General features: G+C 67.7%; 14 protein-coding genes. 6 read left to right on the top strand and 8 right to left on the bottom strand.

What is annotated here, in order from left to right; all coding sequences use genetic code 11:
• Complete coding sequence (locus AC1DZT_RS04165; protein WP_478005338.1) at positions 1-339, top strand: carboxymuconolactone decarboxylase family protein; 339 nt, start codon at positions 1-3, stop codon at positions 337-339.
• Between the two features lie 61 nt (positions 340-400).
• Here AC1DZT_RS04165 and AC1DZT_RS04160 read toward each other — a convergent pair whose 3' ends face one another.
• From AC1DZT_RS04160 to AC1DZT_RS04145, 4 genes are all read right to left on the bottom strand, one after another.
• On the bottom strand, positions 401-1,198 hold the full coding sequence (locus AC1DZT_RS04160; RefSeq protein ID WP_478005337.1) for an SDR family NAD(P)-dependent oxidoreductase: 798 nt from the start codon (positions 1,196-1,198) through the stop codon (positions 401-403).
• Positions 1,199-1,375: 177 nt separating this feature from the next.
• The gene (locus AC1DZT_RS04155; RefSeq protein ID WP_478005336.1) at positions 1,376-2,035 is read right to left on the bottom strand and encodes a response regulator transcription factor; all 660 of its coding nucleotides are present in this window, start codon (positions 2,033-2,035) and stop codon (positions 1,376-1,378) included.
• A 216-nt stretch (positions 2,036-2,251) separates the two neighbouring features.
• Positions 2,252-4,243 (bottom strand): PAS domain-containing sensor histidine kinase, encoded by a 1,992-nt coding sequence (locus AC1DZT_RS04150; protein ID WP_478005335.1) that lies wholly within the window; start codon positions 4,241-4,243, stop codon positions 2,252-2,254.
• A 453-nt stretch (positions 4,244-4,696) separates the two neighbouring features.
• Complete coding sequence (locus tag AC1DZT_RS04145; protein ID WP_478005334.1) at positions 4,697-5,647, bottom strand: GlxA family transcriptional regulator; 951 nt, start codon at positions 5,645-5,647, stop codon at positions 4,697-4,699.
• A 215-nt stretch (positions 5,648-5,862) separates the two neighbouring features.
• Between AC1DZT_RS04145 and AC1DZT_RS04140 the strand changes: the two genes are divergently transcribed.
• Entirely contained in the window at positions 5,863-6,258 is a 396-nt protein-coding gene (locus AC1DZT_RS04140) for a (R)-mandelonitrile lyase (RefSeq protein ID WP_478005333.1), read from the top strand.
• On the top strand, positions 6,239-7,630 hold the full coding sequence (locus tag AC1DZT_RS04135; RefSeq protein WP_478005332.1) for an MFS transporter: 1,392 nt from the start codon (positions 6,239-6,241) through the stop codon (positions 7,628-7,630). The genes AC1DZT_RS04140 and AC1DZT_RS04135 overlap by 20 nt, the downstream gene beginning before the upstream one ends.
• 30 nt (positions 7,631-7,660) lie before the next feature.
• Here the strand turns inward: AC1DZT_RS04135 and AC1DZT_RS04130 are convergent, their stop codons facing one another.
• Positions 7,661-8,233 (bottom strand): TetR/AcrR family transcriptional regulator, encoded by a 573-nt coding sequence (locus tag AC1DZT_RS04130; protein ID WP_478005331.1) that lies wholly within the window; start codon positions 8,231-8,233, stop codon positions 7,661-7,663.
• Between the two features lie 171 nt (positions 8,234-8,404).
• Here AC1DZT_RS04130 and AC1DZT_RS04125 point away from each other — a divergent pair, with 171 nt between their 5' ends.
• Genes AC1DZT_RS04125 through AC1DZT_RS04115 form a run of 3 tightly spaced genes read left to right on the top strand, consistent with a single transcriptional unit; the run spans position 8,405 to position 12,184 of the window.
• The gene (locus AC1DZT_RS04125; protein WP_478005330.1) at positions 8,405-8,902 is read left to right on the top strand and encodes a (2Fe-2S)-binding protein; all 498 of its coding nucleotides are present in this window, start codon (positions 8,405-8,407) and stop codon (positions 8,900-8,902) included.
• A complete protein-coding gene (locus tag AC1DZT_RS04120) occupies positions 8,899-9,942 on the top strand; it encodes an FAD binding domain-containing protein (protein WP_478005329.1) in 1,044 nt (347 codons plus the stop codon). Before AC1DZT_RS04125 ends, AC1DZT_RS04120 begins: the two co-directional genes overlap by 4 nt.
• A complete protein-coding gene (locus AC1DZT_RS04115) occupies positions 9,935-12,184 on the top strand; it encodes a xanthine dehydrogenase family protein molybdopterin-binding subunit (RefSeq protein WP_478005328.1) in 2,250 nt (749 codons plus the stop codon). Before AC1DZT_RS04120 ends, AC1DZT_RS04115 begins: the two co-directional genes overlap by 8 nt.
• 70 nt (positions 12,185-12,254) lie before the next feature.
• On the opposite strand, the gene AC1DZT_RS04110 is transcribed toward AC1DZT_RS04115, so the two are convergent.
• The 3 genes from AC1DZT_RS04110 to AC1DZT_RS04100 all read right to left on the bottom strand — a co-directional run bounded on the left by AC1DZT_RS04110 (position 12,255) and on the right by AC1DZT_RS04100 (position 14,826).
• On the bottom strand, positions 12,255-13,010 hold the full coding sequence (locus AC1DZT_RS04110; protein WP_478005327.1) for an ABC transporter ATP-binding protein: 756 nt from the start codon (positions 13,008-13,010) through the stop codon (positions 12,255-12,257).
• A 13-nt stretch (positions 13,011-13,023) separates the two neighbouring features.
• Positions 13,024-13,803: an ABC transporter permease subunit gene (locus AC1DZT_RS04105; RefSeq protein WP_478005326.1), complete on the bottom strand. Its 780-nt coding sequence runs from the start codon at positions 13,801-13,803 to the stop codon at positions 13,024-13,026.
• 75 nt (positions 13,804-13,878) lie between these two features.
• On the bottom strand, positions 13,879-14,826 hold the full coding sequence (locus AC1DZT_RS04100) for an aliphatic sulfonate ABC transporter substrate-binding protein (protein WP_478005325.1): 948 nt from the start codon (positions 14,824-14,826) through the stop codon (positions 13,879-13,881).
• Between the last annotated feature and the right edge of the window lie 503 nt (positions 14,827-15,329).

Below are 15,329 nucleotides of genomic sequence, written 5' to 3'. Positions count from 1 at the left end.
ATGTCGATGATGGATTGGAACACTTACCGGAGCCAGATCATGGCAGGCGTGGGGGGCCTTGGCAAGCTCAGCCCCGACACCCTGCGCGGCTATGTGGCGCTGGGCGGCGCGGGCGAGAAGACCGGGCATCTGGATGCCAAGACCCGCGAGCTGATCGCCCTGGCCTGCGCCGTCACCCTGCGCTGTGATGGCTGCATCACCGTTCACACCCAGGCCGCCGTGAAGAACGGCGCCAGCAAGGAAGAGATTGCCGAGGCCCTGGGCGTGGCCGTCAGCCTCAACGCCGGGGCGGCGCTGGTCTATTCGACCCGGGCGCTGGACGCCTACGACGCGCTCTAGTCACCGGCTTTTGCACGAAAGCAACCGGGGCCACAAAGCGTGGCCCCGGTCTTTTCATGCCTTACGCGGCCTTGGCCTTGCGATAGCGCGGCGCGGCTTCGCGGGAGGAAAGCCCGCCCATCATCGCCTCGCGCGCGGCCTCCCAGGCCTGCCATTGCGCCTCGTCCTGCAAGGAGGGGATCGAGGCGAAATGGCCCGCGTCCAGGTCGGCCAGGGCGGCATCGACCAGGGTGGCGGGCGTCATCACCCAGGCCTCGGGCAGGTTGGAATGCGGCATGCCGGCGATGTCCCAGAACTCGGTCGCGGTGGCGCCGGGCAAGACGACCTGCACGGTGACGCCGGAGCCCTCCAGCTCTTTCTTCAGGGACCGGCTGAAAGCCAGCACGAAGGATTTCGTTCCGCCATAGACGCCGTTCAGGATTTCAGGCGCCACCGCGACGATGGAGGCGATGTTGATGATCGTCCCCTTGCCGCGCGCAGCAAAGGCCGGGGCTGCGGCGTAGGACAGGCGCATCACGGCGGTGACGTTGACGGCGATCATCTTCTCCATCTCGTCGACCTTCGACTGCGCCATCGTGCCCGCGCCGCCAAAGCCCGCGTTGTTGACGAGGATGCCGATGCTGGCGTCCTCTGCCAGAAGGGCCTCGACCCCGCGCAGGTCGGCGGGCTCGGTCAGGTCGGCCAGATGGATGCGGACCTGCACGCCATGCGCGGCAGAGAGTTTTTCGGCCTGGGCTTTCAGCCGCGCTTCATTGCGGGCGACAAGGATCAGGTCGTGGCCGCGCGCGGCCAGCCTGTCGGCATAGACGGCCCCGATGCCCGAGGAGGCACCCGTCACGAGGGCTGTGGTTTTCGTCATGATCAATCTCCTGCTGATCGGTTGGGGAGGATCGTTGCGGCCAGAATAGGCCAGGGGCGGCATGGCTCAAATGTCAATTAAGCGTCATAAACGGCCATGACAGAATGGGGCGCGCAAGAGCGGGCCGGCCCCATGTCACAGGGCCGTCAAGGGGGAGGCGGGAAGGGGGGAGGGCGGTTAAAGCCCCAGGATCTCCGCCTTGCGGATCATTTCGGCGACCGAGCGGGATTTCAGCTTTCGCCCGGCGCTGCTGCGATACATCTTCACCGTGATCTCGGCGATGCCAAGCTCGTAGGCGATCTGCTTGCTGAGAAGACCGCGGCGGACGCCCAGCACCACCTCGATCTCGCGCGGAGTCAGCTGCTTGGCCAGTTCGCGCAGCTCGCCCACCGCCAGATTGGCGTTGCGGCGGTGTTGGTCGACCTCGATCCCATGGGTCACCGCATCCAGAAGTTCCTGATTGCGGAAGGGTTTGGGCAGGAAATCCACCGCCCCCGCCTTCATCGCCCGGACGGAGGTGGAGACATCGGCATGGCCGGTGATGAAGACGATGGGCAGATGGGTGTCGCTGTCGGCCAGGGTCTTCTGCAGCTCCAGCCCGCTCGATCCGGGCAGGCGCAGGTCGAGGACAAGGCAGCTTGGCCGGTCGGGCAGCCCCGCCGCCAGCAGCTCGGCGGTGGAGCCATAGGTGGCGGTTTCCAGCTGGATCGAGGCGAAAAGGTCGCGCAGGCTGTCGCGCACATCGGGGTCGTCATCGACCACAAGCACGATGGGCCTTTCGCCCTGCGGCTCCGTCTCGCCCGCCCCCCGCGGTTCGGGAGAGGTCTTCTGTTTCATTCCCACTCCGCATCTCCTGTCACGTCGAGGGCCCGGACGGGCACCTGTGTGGCGTCTTCACTTCGGGCGCATCGGCAAGACCTGCACCGGTAAACCCTAGCAAGCTTGCCCGCAGCGGTCCAACGGGTTTGCTTATGGTCATGCCATACGTTGGTATTGCCCGGCCCCCAAACGGCGCAACGCCCGGTTTCCGTTCGTCTTTCGCTCAGCCCTCGCTCAGCCGCCGCTCAGGGGCAGGCTGAATTCGAAGACCGCACCGCCCGTCGCGCCGTTGCGCACCGACAGATGCCCGCCCATTTCCTCGACCGAGGATTTGCAGATCTGCAGCCCCATGCCGATGCCGCCGGACTTGGTGGTGAAAAGCGGCTCGAAGATCTTCTCCTGCAGGGCGGCGTCGATGCCGGGGCCGGTGTCGGCGACGGCGAAGCGCATATAGCCGTCCTCGCTGCGCGCGACGGTGATCGCCACGCGGCGCTGGTCGGGTGGCAGGATTTCCATTGCTTCCAGCGCGTTCATCACCAGATTGATGATCACCTGCTGCAGCTGCACGCGTTCCACCACCAGGGGCAGCAGCGCATCGGGGCAGTCGATCTGCAGCACGGCCTGCCGGCGGTTGATCTCGTCCGACAGAAGGCCGTGGGTTTCGTTCAGAAGGCTGCGCAGGTCGATCGGCTCTTCGGCGCCCTTGCGGCGGGTGATCTTGTTGCGCGTGGCCTGAACGAGGGTGAAAAGCCGCTCGGTGGTCGAGGTCAGCCGCGCCGAAAGCCGCCGCAGAAGGGCGAGGTCGGGTGCCTCGCCGGCCACGGCGCGGGCGAGGTTGTCGACATCGACGGCGATCGAGGTCAGCGGCTGGTTCAGCTCATGCACGATCGAGATCGACAGCGCCCCCACCGTGGCTGCGCGGTTGACCCGGGCCAGCTCTTTCTGGACGCCCAGCATCAACTCATGGGTGCGCGCCTGCACGCCGATGTCGAAAAGGGTGGAATAGGCGATGCCATCGGGGCGGAAGTTCACGAAGAAGGCGACATGGACCCGGCTGCCATCGGCGCCCAGCAGCACGGTCGTGCCATTGGCCGACTCGCGGCCCTCGTAGATCGCTTCCAGCTGAAGGATGAACACTTCGATGCCATTGGCCACCGATTCCGGCGGCGGGCGCATCACCACCTCTTCGCGGCTTTCCGCCCGCAGCATCCGCAGGATCGTGTCGTTGACGTCGATCGTGGTCCAGACGGCGGCGCAGGCCGCGATCACCTCGGGATTGGCCAGAAGGTAATCGCGCAGGTTGGTGACGCCCTTGGCGCGGATCTCGGCCAGGATCGGCAGGCAGCGGCTGAAATCCTGCTCGGCGACGCCGAAGTTCTTGTCGTCGTAGAGGACGCGGTGGCGCCACTCGGTCTGTTCCAGCTTTTGGGTGCGGATCTGTTCGGACTTCTGCAGCTTTTCGACCAGCCCGTCGATGGTCTCGCGGGCGCGGATTTCCTCGTCCACATCGAGAAGCCCGCCGACCCAGAAGATGATCTCGCCGGTCTCGGGCGAGCGGACGGGCGTGCCGACCGTGTGCATCCATTTGTAGGTGCCGTCGGTCTGGCGGACCCGCATGTTGGTATGGCCTTCGACCCCGCTGCGCCGCGCCTCCTCCCAATAGGCGCGGTAGCTGGCGAGGTCCTCGTGCCAGATCGGCGCGTGCCAGGTGTTGGTGCGCAGCGCCGTTTCGGCATCAAGCCCGGTACATTCGCTGAAGCGGCGGCTGAGGTACAAAAGCTTGCCGGTAGGTTCTGCCACCCAGAGGACCAGCGGCACCGCATCGGCGAAGGCCTTGATATCCTCGGTCCAGAACGGAGGTTTGGCGGGCTTCGGGCGCAGGCGCTCGCCCAGATGCAGCGCCGCCGGGGGCAGGCCGATGGCGGCAAGGTCGAGGAGAAGGCGCAAGGCCGCCGCGGCAGGGCTAAAGCTTCCGATCGCGCCCGCGCCAAGCGCCAGTGCCACCGCCAGACCCGCAAGCAACAGCGCCCCCTTGCGCGGCAGAAGCTGCGCCCCGACAAGGGAGGCCAGCGCGAAGCAAAGGACCGAGGCGCCCGACAGCGCCGTGACAAAATGCGCGCCAAAGGCCAGGGCCAGCAGGGTCAGCGCCACAAGCGCCGCAAGGCTGGCATGGCCTTGACGCCACCAGGGTTTCACTTCGGTCTCCATCAGGGTCTGTGTGGTCATCTCTCTGGTCTTCTTGGGTCTTTTCGCGTTCCGCAACGTCTGGCACTGGGGCGGGCCTTGGGGCGGAAACCCTTCTGGCCCGGTCGGAAACTCACCTTTTACACCGTCATGGCATCTGTGACGTTTCGGTCATCAGGCCCCGGATGCCGCGCAGGCGGGCCGCCGATGTGGCGCGGGGAGGCTGACGATGCTGTGGTCTTGCGCCCCTGTGGGGCCCGGCCGCGCTGCACTTTGCCCATGCGCCGCCAATGCCCTGCCAAAGCGGCAGGACGCGAGGCCAGGCCTGCGCGGGAAGCGGGGTCAACATCGGACGGGTCTGCCTGTGGTCGTGGCGGGCCCTGGCGGGCCTGCTCTGGACAGCAGAGATAGGCGATAGAAGCCGAAGCTCAAAAGACGAAGACGCGGCTTTTCCGGACATTTCCCGGGCGGAAGGCGCCGCCCCGCGCCGCCCCGTCAGGCGACCGGGTCGCCCTCGATCAGGCGCAGGCTGCGGCGCAGGCTGGCGGGCGGGTGGCCGTAGGCGCGCAGGAAAGCGCGGCGCATCCGGTCGCGGTCGGCAAAGCCGGTGTCGCGGGCAACCGTCTCGATCGGGTGGCGGCCATCCTCCAGCATGATCCGGGCCGCCTCCAGACGCAGCGATTCCACCGCCTTGGCCGGGGACTGCCCGGTCTCCTCTCGGAAAATCCGGCTGAATTGGCGCGGCGAGAGGCTCGCCGCCTCGGCCAGCTCCTCGACCGAGAGGGGGTTGCGCAGGTTCTCCCGCGCATGGGTCAGGGCGCGCTTGACCCGGTCGGAGCGCGGCTCCAGCTCCAGGAGGGCCGAGAATTGCGACTGGCCGCCGGGGCGGCGGTGATAGACCACCAGCTTGCGCGCGATCAGCCGCGACAGGGCCACGCCGTGATCCTCCTCGATCAGCGCCAGCGTCAGGTCGATGGCCGAGGACATCCCCGCCGAGGTCCAGATATTGCCGTCCTGGATATAGATGCGGTCGACATCGACGCGCACCTTGGGAAAGCGCGCCTGCAGGCGTTGCGCATGGGCCCAATGGGTCGTGGCGCTGCGCCCGTCGAGCAGGCCGGCCTCGGCCAGAAGGAAGGCGCCGGTGCACAGCCCCGCCACGCGCCGCGCCTCGCGCCCGGCACGCGCGATATAGGCGCGCAGCGCCGGCGAGGGCGCCTTGGGCCGAAGCTCGCCCGCCGCCATCAGCGTATCGGGCATCGTGTCGAAGGGCCGCGTCTCGATCCCCGCCTGCATCGAGGAGCGGACCGTGCCGCCCACCTCGGACATCAGGGTCAGCTGATAGCCGGCCTCGCCCAGCTCCTGGTTGGCAAATTCAAAGGCCGACAGGGCGGCGAGCCCCATCAACTGGAACCCGTCTTCGAGGATCAGCCCAACCTGCCGCATCTGTGTTCCCCGCGCGTGACCTGCCGGTGCAAGGTAGGGCGGCCTTGGGGTGTGATCAATGGGCTTGCCTTCGGGCGCGGCGCGGGGCCTCGCCGACAGCGGCGCGGTGGCCGATTGATGAATCAGACGTATGACTGCATCCAATATTCAGTGGCTAATCGCGGGTCTCGTGCAGGGCTAGGTTCGCCCGGACATCAAAAGCTGAAAGCACGCAGATGACCATCACCAGAAACGGCACCCAGGCCTCCGCCCCGGGCCCGGCAGAGTATTTCACCGGACAGGTCCGCATCGATAGCCCCTTCCGCGCCGAGGCGCCGGCACGGACGGGCGGCGCCATCGTCACCTTCGCGCCCGGCGCCCGCACCGCCTGGCACAGCCATCCGCTCGGCCAGACCCTGATCGTCACCGCCGGTCTGGGCCGCGTCCAGATCGAGGGCGGCCCGGTCGAGGAGATCCGCCCCGGCGATGTGGTCTGGTTCCCGCCGAACCTGCGCCACTGGCACGGCGCCAGCCCCAGCGTCGCCATGACCCATATCGCCATCGCGGAGGCGCTGGACGGGGTGACCGTGACCTGGATGGAGCAGGTGCGTGATGACCAGTATGGCGTTTAAGACGAAGATGGCGGCCCCCCGCTCCACCCCCGGGGCGCAGCAGCGCGCCGTGCTGATCGTCGTGCTGGCCAGCTACCTGATGATCCTGCTCGACACCTCGATCGTGATCACCGGCCTGCCCGAGATCCGGGCGGAGCTTGGCTTCTCGGCGGTGATGCTCAGCTGGGTTCAGACCTCCTACATGCTGGCCTTCGGCGGTTTTCTGATGCTCGGGGCGCGGGCGGGCGACCTTTTCGGGCGCAAGCGCGTGTTCCTGGCCGGGCTGACGCTGTTCACGCTCGCCTCCTTCGCCATCGGGGCCGCGCCTGATGCCGCGGTTTTGCTGGCCGCCCGCGCGGTGCAGGGGCTGGGGGCGGCGGTGCTGGCGCCCTCGACGCTGGCCCTGTTGCAGATCCACTTTGCCGAGGGCGAGGAGCGCACCCGCGCTCTGAGCCTTTACGCCGCGACCGCCGGGATCGGGTCGAGCCTTGGCCTCGTGCTGGGCGGGGTCTTTGCCGGGCTGCTCAGCTGGCGGGTCGGCTTCTTCCTCAACATGCCGGTGGGTCTGGCAGTCTATCTCGCGGCGCGGCATCTTCTGACCGAGACGGCGGGGACGGGGGGCAGGCTGGATATTCTCAGCGCCCTCACGTCGACCATCGGCATGGCCTGCCTCGTCTACGGCATCGTCCTTGCCGCAGAGGCAGGGCCGGGCGATCCGGTCACCTGGGCTTCGGGCCTGGCGGGGCTGCTGGTTCTGGCCGGGTTCTTCTGGCGCCAGGCCCGATCACCGGCGCCCCTGCTGCCCTTGCGGCTGTTCGCCAGCCCGCAGCGGTCGGGCGCCTATCTGGCGCGGATGTTGTTCGTGGGCTCGATGATGGGGTTCTTCTTCCTGACCACCCAGGTGATGCAGGGCGAGCTGGGCTTTTCGGCGGTGGAGGCGGGTCTGGGCTTTTTGCCGATGACAGGGATGACCTTTGTGGCCTCGCTCTGCCTGCCGCGGCTGACGCGGCGGCTGGGCAATGGCGGCGTGGCGGTGCTGGCCTTTGCCCTGTCGGCGCTGGGGCTGTTCTGGCTGTCCTTTGCCGGGCCGGGGCAGGGTTATCTGACTTCGGTGGCCCTGCCGATGCTGGTTCTGGGCTTCGGCAATGGCAGCGCCCTCGGGCCCCTGACGATTGCCGGCGTGCAGGGCGTGGCGCCGAAGGATGCCGGGGCGGCCTCGGGTCTGGTCAATGTCGCCCACCAGCTCGGTGGTTCGCTGGGGGTGGCGAGCCTCGCCGCCGTCGCCGCCGCAGCGGGCGGGCTTGGCGCGGGGCTTCTGGTGGCCGCCGGGCTGCAGGTTCTGGGCCTGGTGCTGGCCGTGGTTTTCCTCTTGCGCCCCGCCGCGCAGAGGTGACGGGCCGCGGGCTGACGGCGGGGGGCGCCGTCAGCGCAGCCGCAGCCCGTCGACGAAAATGTCCAGAAGCCGCAGGACCCGGTCCTGCCAGCCCGCCTCGGGGGGGCGGGCGTAGCAGAGGGCATAGATCGTCTGCAACAGATCCTCCGCCGTCGCATCGGGGCGCAGCTGGCCATCGGCTGCCGCGCGGCGCAAAAGCCGGGCCACGGCCTCGGTCAGGCGGGCGGAAAGCTCGTTGTACATCGCCTTCGACTCATCGGTCGGCACCACCGCCAGCGCGCCGAGCAGCCCGCGCTTGGTGGCGACAAGGGCCACCTGGGCGCGCAGCCAGGACCGCAGCGCCTCGACCCCGTCGGGGCTGGCCTCCAGGGCGGCGGCAAGCTTGATCAGCTCTTCCACCTCATGCCGGTAGACGGCCTGAAACAGCGCCTCCCGCGTCGGGAAGTGACGATAGAGCGTGCCAATGCCCACTTCGGCCTGCCGCGCCACCGCCTCGAGGCTTGCGCCGGGGCCGCCTTGGCCCAGCACATCCTTGGCCGCTTCGATCAGCCTTTCGCGGTTGCGCAGCCCGTCTGATCGCGGCTTGCGCCGGTCGTGATCCACTTGCCCAAATTCCTGTTGCTAAACGGAGGGTGCCTCCGTATAACAATAACACACCGGGACGGACGATTCGAGTCCCCGGTTTCACGATAAAGTTCGAAAGTTCCTTCTCCGGACCTGGCCCCGATGCGCAGGGCCGGAACCCCATTCCTATCATAAGCCAATGGAGGATGCATGTCCCACTCCATCAGCCTGACCGTTAACGGTATGGCCCGCGACGTGACGCTTGACGACCCGCGTGTCACGCTGCTTGACCTTCTGCGCGAGCGTCTGACGCTGCCCGGCACCAAGAAAGGCTGCGACCGCGGCCAATGCGGCGCCTGCACGGTGCTGGTCGACGGGCGGCGGGTCAATTCCTGTCTGGCGCTGGCGGTGACGCTGGATGGCGCCGAGATCACCACGATCGAGGGCCTGGCCCAGGGCGATCAGCTGCACCCGGTGCAGGCCGCCTTCATCGCCCATGACGGCTTTCAATGCGGCTATTGCACGCCCGGCCAGATCATGAGCGCGGTGGGCCTGATCGCCGAAGGCCAGGCCGGAACCGACCCCGACCGCATCCGCGAGGGGATGAGCGGCAACCTCTGCCGCTGCGCCGCCTATCACGGCATCACCGAGGCCGTCCTTGACGCCAGCCGCCGGACCCTCGCCGAAAACCTGAAGGTATCCGCATGAAAAGCTTTGAATATACCCGCCCCGCCTCGGTCGCCGAGGCGCTGGCCGCCTGGTCGCCGGAGGCGGCTTTCCTCGGTGGCGGCACCAATCTGGTCGATCTGATGAAGGTCGGCGCGGCTGAACCCGCAAGGCTCATCGACCTCAACCGCCTGCCCGGCCTTGACGGGATCGAGACCCTGGCCGATGGCAGCACAAGGATCGGCGCCCTGGTCAGGAATGCCGACCTTGCCCATGACCCGCAATTTGCCGGAGCCTTCCCGCTGGTGGCCGAGGCGCTGCTGTCGGGCGCCTCGGGTCAGCTGCGCAATGCGGCGACGGTGGGTGGCAACCTGATGCAGGCCACGCGCTGCGCCTATTTCCAGGACCCGCATTCGCCCTGCAACCGCCGCGCGCCCGGCTCGGGCTGCGGCGCCATCGGGGGCGAGACGCAGAACCACGCGATCCTCGGCTTCAGCGCGTCCTGCATCGCCACCAACCCGTCGGATTTCGCCGTGGCCCTTGCCGCGCTGGAGGCGGTGGTCGAGGTGCAGGGCCCGCAAGGCCAGCGCGAGATCGCCTTTGCCGATTTCCACCTGCTGCCCGGCGATCACCCCGAAAAGGTCACGGCGCTGGAACCGGGCGACCTGATCCTCGCCATCCGCCTGCCCGCCGAAGCCCGCGATTTCGCGGCCCATGCGCGGTATCTCAAGGTGCGCGAGCGGACCTCCTTTGCCTTCGCCCTCGTCTCGGCGGCGGCGGCGGTGCAGCTGGAAGGCGGACGGATCGTCGCGGCACGTCTGGCACTTGGCGCGGTTGCGGCCAAGCCCTGGCGCTCTGCCGCGGCAGAGGCGCTGATGATCGGCCAGACACCCAGTGCGGAACTGTTCGCCCGCGCCGCAGAGGTGGCCCTGGATGGTGCAGCCCCCTCGGGCGACAATGTCTACAAGATCGAACTGGCCCGCCGTTCGGTGATCCGCGTGCTGACGCTGGCCGCCGCCGGCACCCCGGCGCGGACGCCGGCCTTCCCCGCCTCGCCGTTTGGAGATCTCGCCCATGTCTGACACCGTGACCTTTCCAACCCGCTTCGGCTCGAACTCCGGCCAGTCCTTCTCGCGCCGGGATGGTCTGGCCAAGGTCACCGGCACCGCGACCTTTGCCGCCGACAACCACCCCGAAGGCCTGCTGCATGCCGTCTATGTCCCGGCGACCATCGCAAGGGGAAGGGTGACCGCGCTGGATGTGGCCGCCGCCAAGGCCCATCCCGGCGTGGTCGAGGTGATGACGCCGCAGAACCGCCCGCCGCTGGCCGGCGACCCCAGCTCCAAACACTTCATGTTCGCCTTCAAGTTCGAGGTCTTGCAGGACGATACCGTCCGTTACGCCAACCAGCCGATCGCTCTGGTCCTGGCCGAGACGCTGGAGGCCGCCACCGAAGGGGCGCGGCTTCTCAACCCGCAATACGAGGCCCTGGCCCCGCGCGTCGGGCTGGACGGCGGCACCCGCTATGAATTCGAGATCGGCGCTTTCGGGCGGCCCAGCACCACGGTCCATGGCGACATCGAGGCGGGCCATGCAGCGGCGGACCTGTCGGTCGATGTGACCTATGAGACGCCCGAACATTACCACAACGCGATGGAGATGCATGCGGTCGTGGCCGAATGGCAGGGCGATCACCTGACGCTCGACATGCCCAATCAGGCCATCGTGATGTCGCGCGGGGTCTATGGCTATTACTTCGGCATCCCGCCGGAGAATGTGCTGATCCGCAGCCCCTATCTCGGCGGCGGCTTCGGCTCCAAGGCCATCGTCAACGGGCCGCAGGTTCTGGCGATCATGGCGGCGCGGATGATGGGGCGGCCGGTCAAGATGATGCTGCAGCGCGCCCAGATGTTCGGCCCGGTCGGTCACCGCGGGGCCACGCGGCAGCGGGTCAGGATCGGCACCGATGCGGCGGGGCAGATGACGGTGCTGGACCATCACGCGCTGGCCACCACCTCGACCTTCGATGACTTCATCGAAAGTGCCGCCAATGCCAGCCAGGGGCTTTATGCGACGCCGGCGCTGCGTTCGGCCCACAGCGGGGTCAGGGTCGACACCGGCACCCCTGGCCCGGTCCGCGCCCCGGGCGAGGCGCCGGGATCGGCGGCCCTGGAATGTGCGATGGACGAGATGGCCGAGGCGGCGGGGATGGACCCGCTCGACTTCCGCCTGAAGAACTATGCCGAGACCGAGCCGGGCACCGGCAGGCCCTTCTCCTCCAAAGCCTTGCGGGAATGCTATGCCCAGGGCGCCCGCGCCTTCGGCTGGGCCGGGCGGCCGATGCAGGCGGGCCAGATGCGCGACGAGAACGGGCTTCTGACCGGCTGGGGCATGGGGACGGCGATGTTTGCCGCACCGATGTTTGCCGCACAGGCCCGCGCCACCCTGCGCCCCGACGGCACCGGCCTGGTCGAAACCGCGGCGGCCGACATGGGGCAGGGCGCCTGGACAGCACTCGCCCAGATCGCCGCCGACAGCCTTGGCCTGCCCTTGGAGAAGGTGGAGTTCCGCTCCGGCTCCTCCGACCTGCCGGATGGCGGGATCGCGGGCGGCTCGGGCCATACCGCGACGGCGGGCAGCGCGCTGCATGCCGCGGGTCTTGATGCGGTCAGGAAGCTTTCCGAGCTTGCCACCGCCGATCCGGCCTCGCCCCTCTTCGGGGCCGGCAATGCCGGGGTGGTGGCGCGCGACGGCAGGCTTTACGTCCGGGGTGACGAGGCGCGCTCGGCCAGCTATGCCGAGATCATCGCCCGCGCCGGCGGCCTCCAGATCGAAGGCAGCGGCAGCGGCGGGCGCAGCCCGGAAGCTGCGGCAGGCCATGCGATGTATTCGCACGGCGCCGTCTTTGCCGAGGTCAAGATCGACCCCGAGCTTTACCAGATGCGGGTCACGAGACTCGTTGGCGCCTTTGCGGCAGGCCGGATCATCAACCCCAAGCTCGCCGAAAGCCAGCTGATGGGCGGCATGATCTGGGGCATCTCCTTTGCCCTGCACGAGGAGGCGCGCTTCGATCCGCGCACCGGGCGGATCATGAATGCGGATCTCGCGGGCTACCACATCCCGGTCAATGCCGATGTGACGGGCCTGCAGGTCATCACCGTCCACGAGGATGACCCGCATGTGAACCCTCTGGGCATCAAGGGCGTGGGCGAGATCGGCATCACCGGCACCGTCGGCGCGATCGGCAATGCGATCTGGCATGCGACAGGGCAAAGGGTCCGGCACTTCCCGATCCGGATCGCCGATCTGCTGGCCCGGGGCTAGACCAGGGTTGCGACAGGGCGGGGCGCGTGGGGGAAAGGTCCCCGCGCGCCCCGTTTTTCTTGGGCGGGGCTCAGGCGCGCTCCTCCTCCAGAAGGCGGGCGAGGATCATCTGTTCGTAATGCGCCACCTCGGGCGAGCCATGGCGGCGCGGGCGCGGGATCGGGATGGTGACATCCAGCGCCACCTTGCCCGCCTCCAGCACGACGATGCGGTCGGCCAGCACGACGGCCTCGGCGACATCATGGGTCACGAGGACAGCGGTGAATTTCTGCGCCTGCCAGATCCGGGCCAGCAGATGCTGCATCTCGATCCGCGTCAGCGCGTCGAGCGCGCCGAGCGGTTCATCCAGCGCAAGGATTCCCGGCTGGCCGACCAGCGCCCGTGCCAGGGCCACGCGCTGCCTTTGCCCGCCCGACAGGACGGCGGGCCAATCCGCGTCGCGGCCCGAAAGCCCGACCTCGGCCAGCATGGCACGGGCGCGGGTCCGGGCCTCGGCGCCCGTGGCGATGCCGGTCAGGCCCACCGCCACATTGTCCACCACCCGCGCCCAGGGCAGCAGGCGCGGCTCCTGGAACATCACCCGGGTTGCGGTCTGGCCTGCGGGCACCGCGGCACGCTCGATCCTGCCGCCATCGGGGGCATCGAGCCCGGCCAGCAGCCGCAGCAGCGTGCTCTTGCCGCAGCCGCTCTTGCCGATGATGGCGAGGAACTGGCCCTGGCTCACCTCCAGGTCGATCCCGGTCAGCACCGACTTCGCGCCGAACCTGCGGGTGACGCCGTGGAAGGCAAAGGACGGGGCCTTGGGAAAGGCGCTGATCAAGGACATGTCGGACCCCATTCTAGGTTGAGACGGTCTGGAAGGCGGGATGCCATTGCAGGCTGGCACGCTCCATCGCGCGGGCGAGGCTGTCGGCCAGCTTGCCCAGCAGCGCGTAGATCAGGATCGACAGCACCACCACGTCGATCTGCAGGAACTCGCGCGCCTGCATTGCCATGTAGCCAAGGCCCGAACTGGCCGAGATCGTCTCGGCCACGATCAGCGTCAGCCACATGATGCCAAGCGCATAGCGCAAGCCGGTGAAGATCGAGGGCAGCGCGCCGGGCAGGATCACCCGGGCGAGGAGGGTGCCGCGCCCCATGCCATAGGTCTTTCCCATCTCGATCAGCTGGGGGTCGACGCTCTGGATGCCCAGCAGGGTGTTGACATAGATCGGAAAGAACACGCCGAGCGCGACGAGGAAGAGCTTGGCCTCCTCGTCGATGCCGAACCACAGGATGACCAGCGGGATCAAGGCCAGATGCGGCACGTTGCGCACCATCTGCAGCGTGGTGTCGGTCAGATCGCGGCTGAGGCTGGACAGGCCATTGGCAAAGCCGAAGGCGAGCCCGATGCTGCCGCCGATGAGAAAGCCCGACAGCGCCCGCCAAGTGCTGATGCCGATATTGGCCAGAAGATCCCCCGACAGAAGCAGGTTCCAGAAGGCTGCGAAGACCTGGCTCGGCGCGGGCAGGACATTGGGCGTGATGAAGCCGACCCGGCTCAACCCCTCCCAAAGGACAAGGATCACGGCGGGCAGCAACCAGCCCGCGACGGCGGAAAAGCGGACAGAGGTCATCATGAGTCATCCTGGAATGGCCCGGCCGGGGGGATCAGGCCGGGGGGATCGGGCCGGGGGTAAGGGGGCAGGCTGCGCTCAGCCGATCTTCCAGATCGCGTCGGCGATCCTCACCTCCTTGGGGATGAGGCCAAGCTTGAAGAAGCGGTCGGCGGTGGCCTGCTGGCTGGCCACGATCGCATCGGTCAGGGGATAGATGCCGAAGGTCGCTCGGCTGACCGCCAGCTTGGTCGCATCGAGCGGCACCTTGGTCACGCCCGATACCGCCTCGGCCACCTGGTCGCGGTTGGCGTCGGCCCAGGCGGCCGCCTCGCCCAGGGCCGCGATGGTCGTGGTGATCAGATCACCGTTTGCGGCCGCGAAATCCCGGTTGGCGAGGAAATAGGTGTTGACCGCCAGCACATCCGAGGTGCGCGACAGGATGGTCAGCTTGTACTTCGTCTCGGCAATGGCGAAGAACGGGTCCCAGACCGCCCAGGCCGCGACCTGATCGGCGGCAAAGGCTGCGGCGGCATCGGCGGGGCCGAGGTAGACCACCTCGATATCGGACAGGCTCAGCCCGTTCTTCTCCAGCGCCGCGATCAGCGCGTTATGGGCGCTGGTGCCCTTGCCCACGGCGACCTTCCGGCCCTTGAGGTCCGCGATGGCCTTGAGGCCCGAGGCCTCCTTGGCAAAGACCGCCTCGCCCGCGCCGTTGGAGGGCAGGGCCGCGGTATAGACCAGCGCCGCTCCGGCAGCCTGGCCGAAGATCGGCGGCGCATCACCGGTCCAGCCGACATCGATGGCGCCGATGTTGAGCGCCTCGACCAGCGGCGGGCCGGCCGGGAACTCGACCCATTCGACCTTGATCCCCTGCGGTTCCAGCGCCTTTTCGATCACGCCCAGCTTCTTGGCGATCACCGGCAGGTTGGTCTTCTGATAGCCGACCTTCAACACGGTGGCTTTCCCGGCCAGGGCGGGAAGGCCGAGGGCCGCCGTCATGGCCAGCACGCTGGCCCCGAAGGCGCGACGAGTGAGACGGGTCATTCTTCTCTCCATTCTTCTGCAGGTCGCGCCTTTGGGAGGGGTATGGCGCGGCTGCCTGCTGCGTATGGCGTAAATCTCTATTAATCTGGTAGATATTGTCAAGTTAGGTGAAGTGCGGCTTTTCTTCTTGATAATTCAGGTGAGGATTGACGTTTATCTAATTGATTATAAATAATAATGTCTGATGTGCCTGGCCATGTTCGGTCCATGCAGGGAAATGGCATTCTGTCCCTTGGCAAAGTTTGAAATGGGGTTCTTCTGACCCCACTTGGACGGCAAGCAGATTTCCGGCGCGACGGTCTTGCGAGGCCTGTTCGCTGGCTTTCTCGCCGATCATGATGGCGGGAGCCTGGGTCTCTCCGGCGGTAACGAAGCCGAAATCGCAAAATCGACCTCCCGCAGCTCCGCACCCTCAACCGGGCTTCGCGCATCGATTCGGGCCAGAACGGCTGACCGAGTTGGCGAGGGCCGGGACCCAAGCCGTTCGGGGGTTGCTGAAGCAA

It is taken from the genome of Rhodobacter sp. P1_C2, assembly GCF_056406375.1.
The sequence above is the reverse complement of the archived record's forward strand: the minus strand, read 5'-3'. Positions and strand labels throughout refer to the sequence as shown.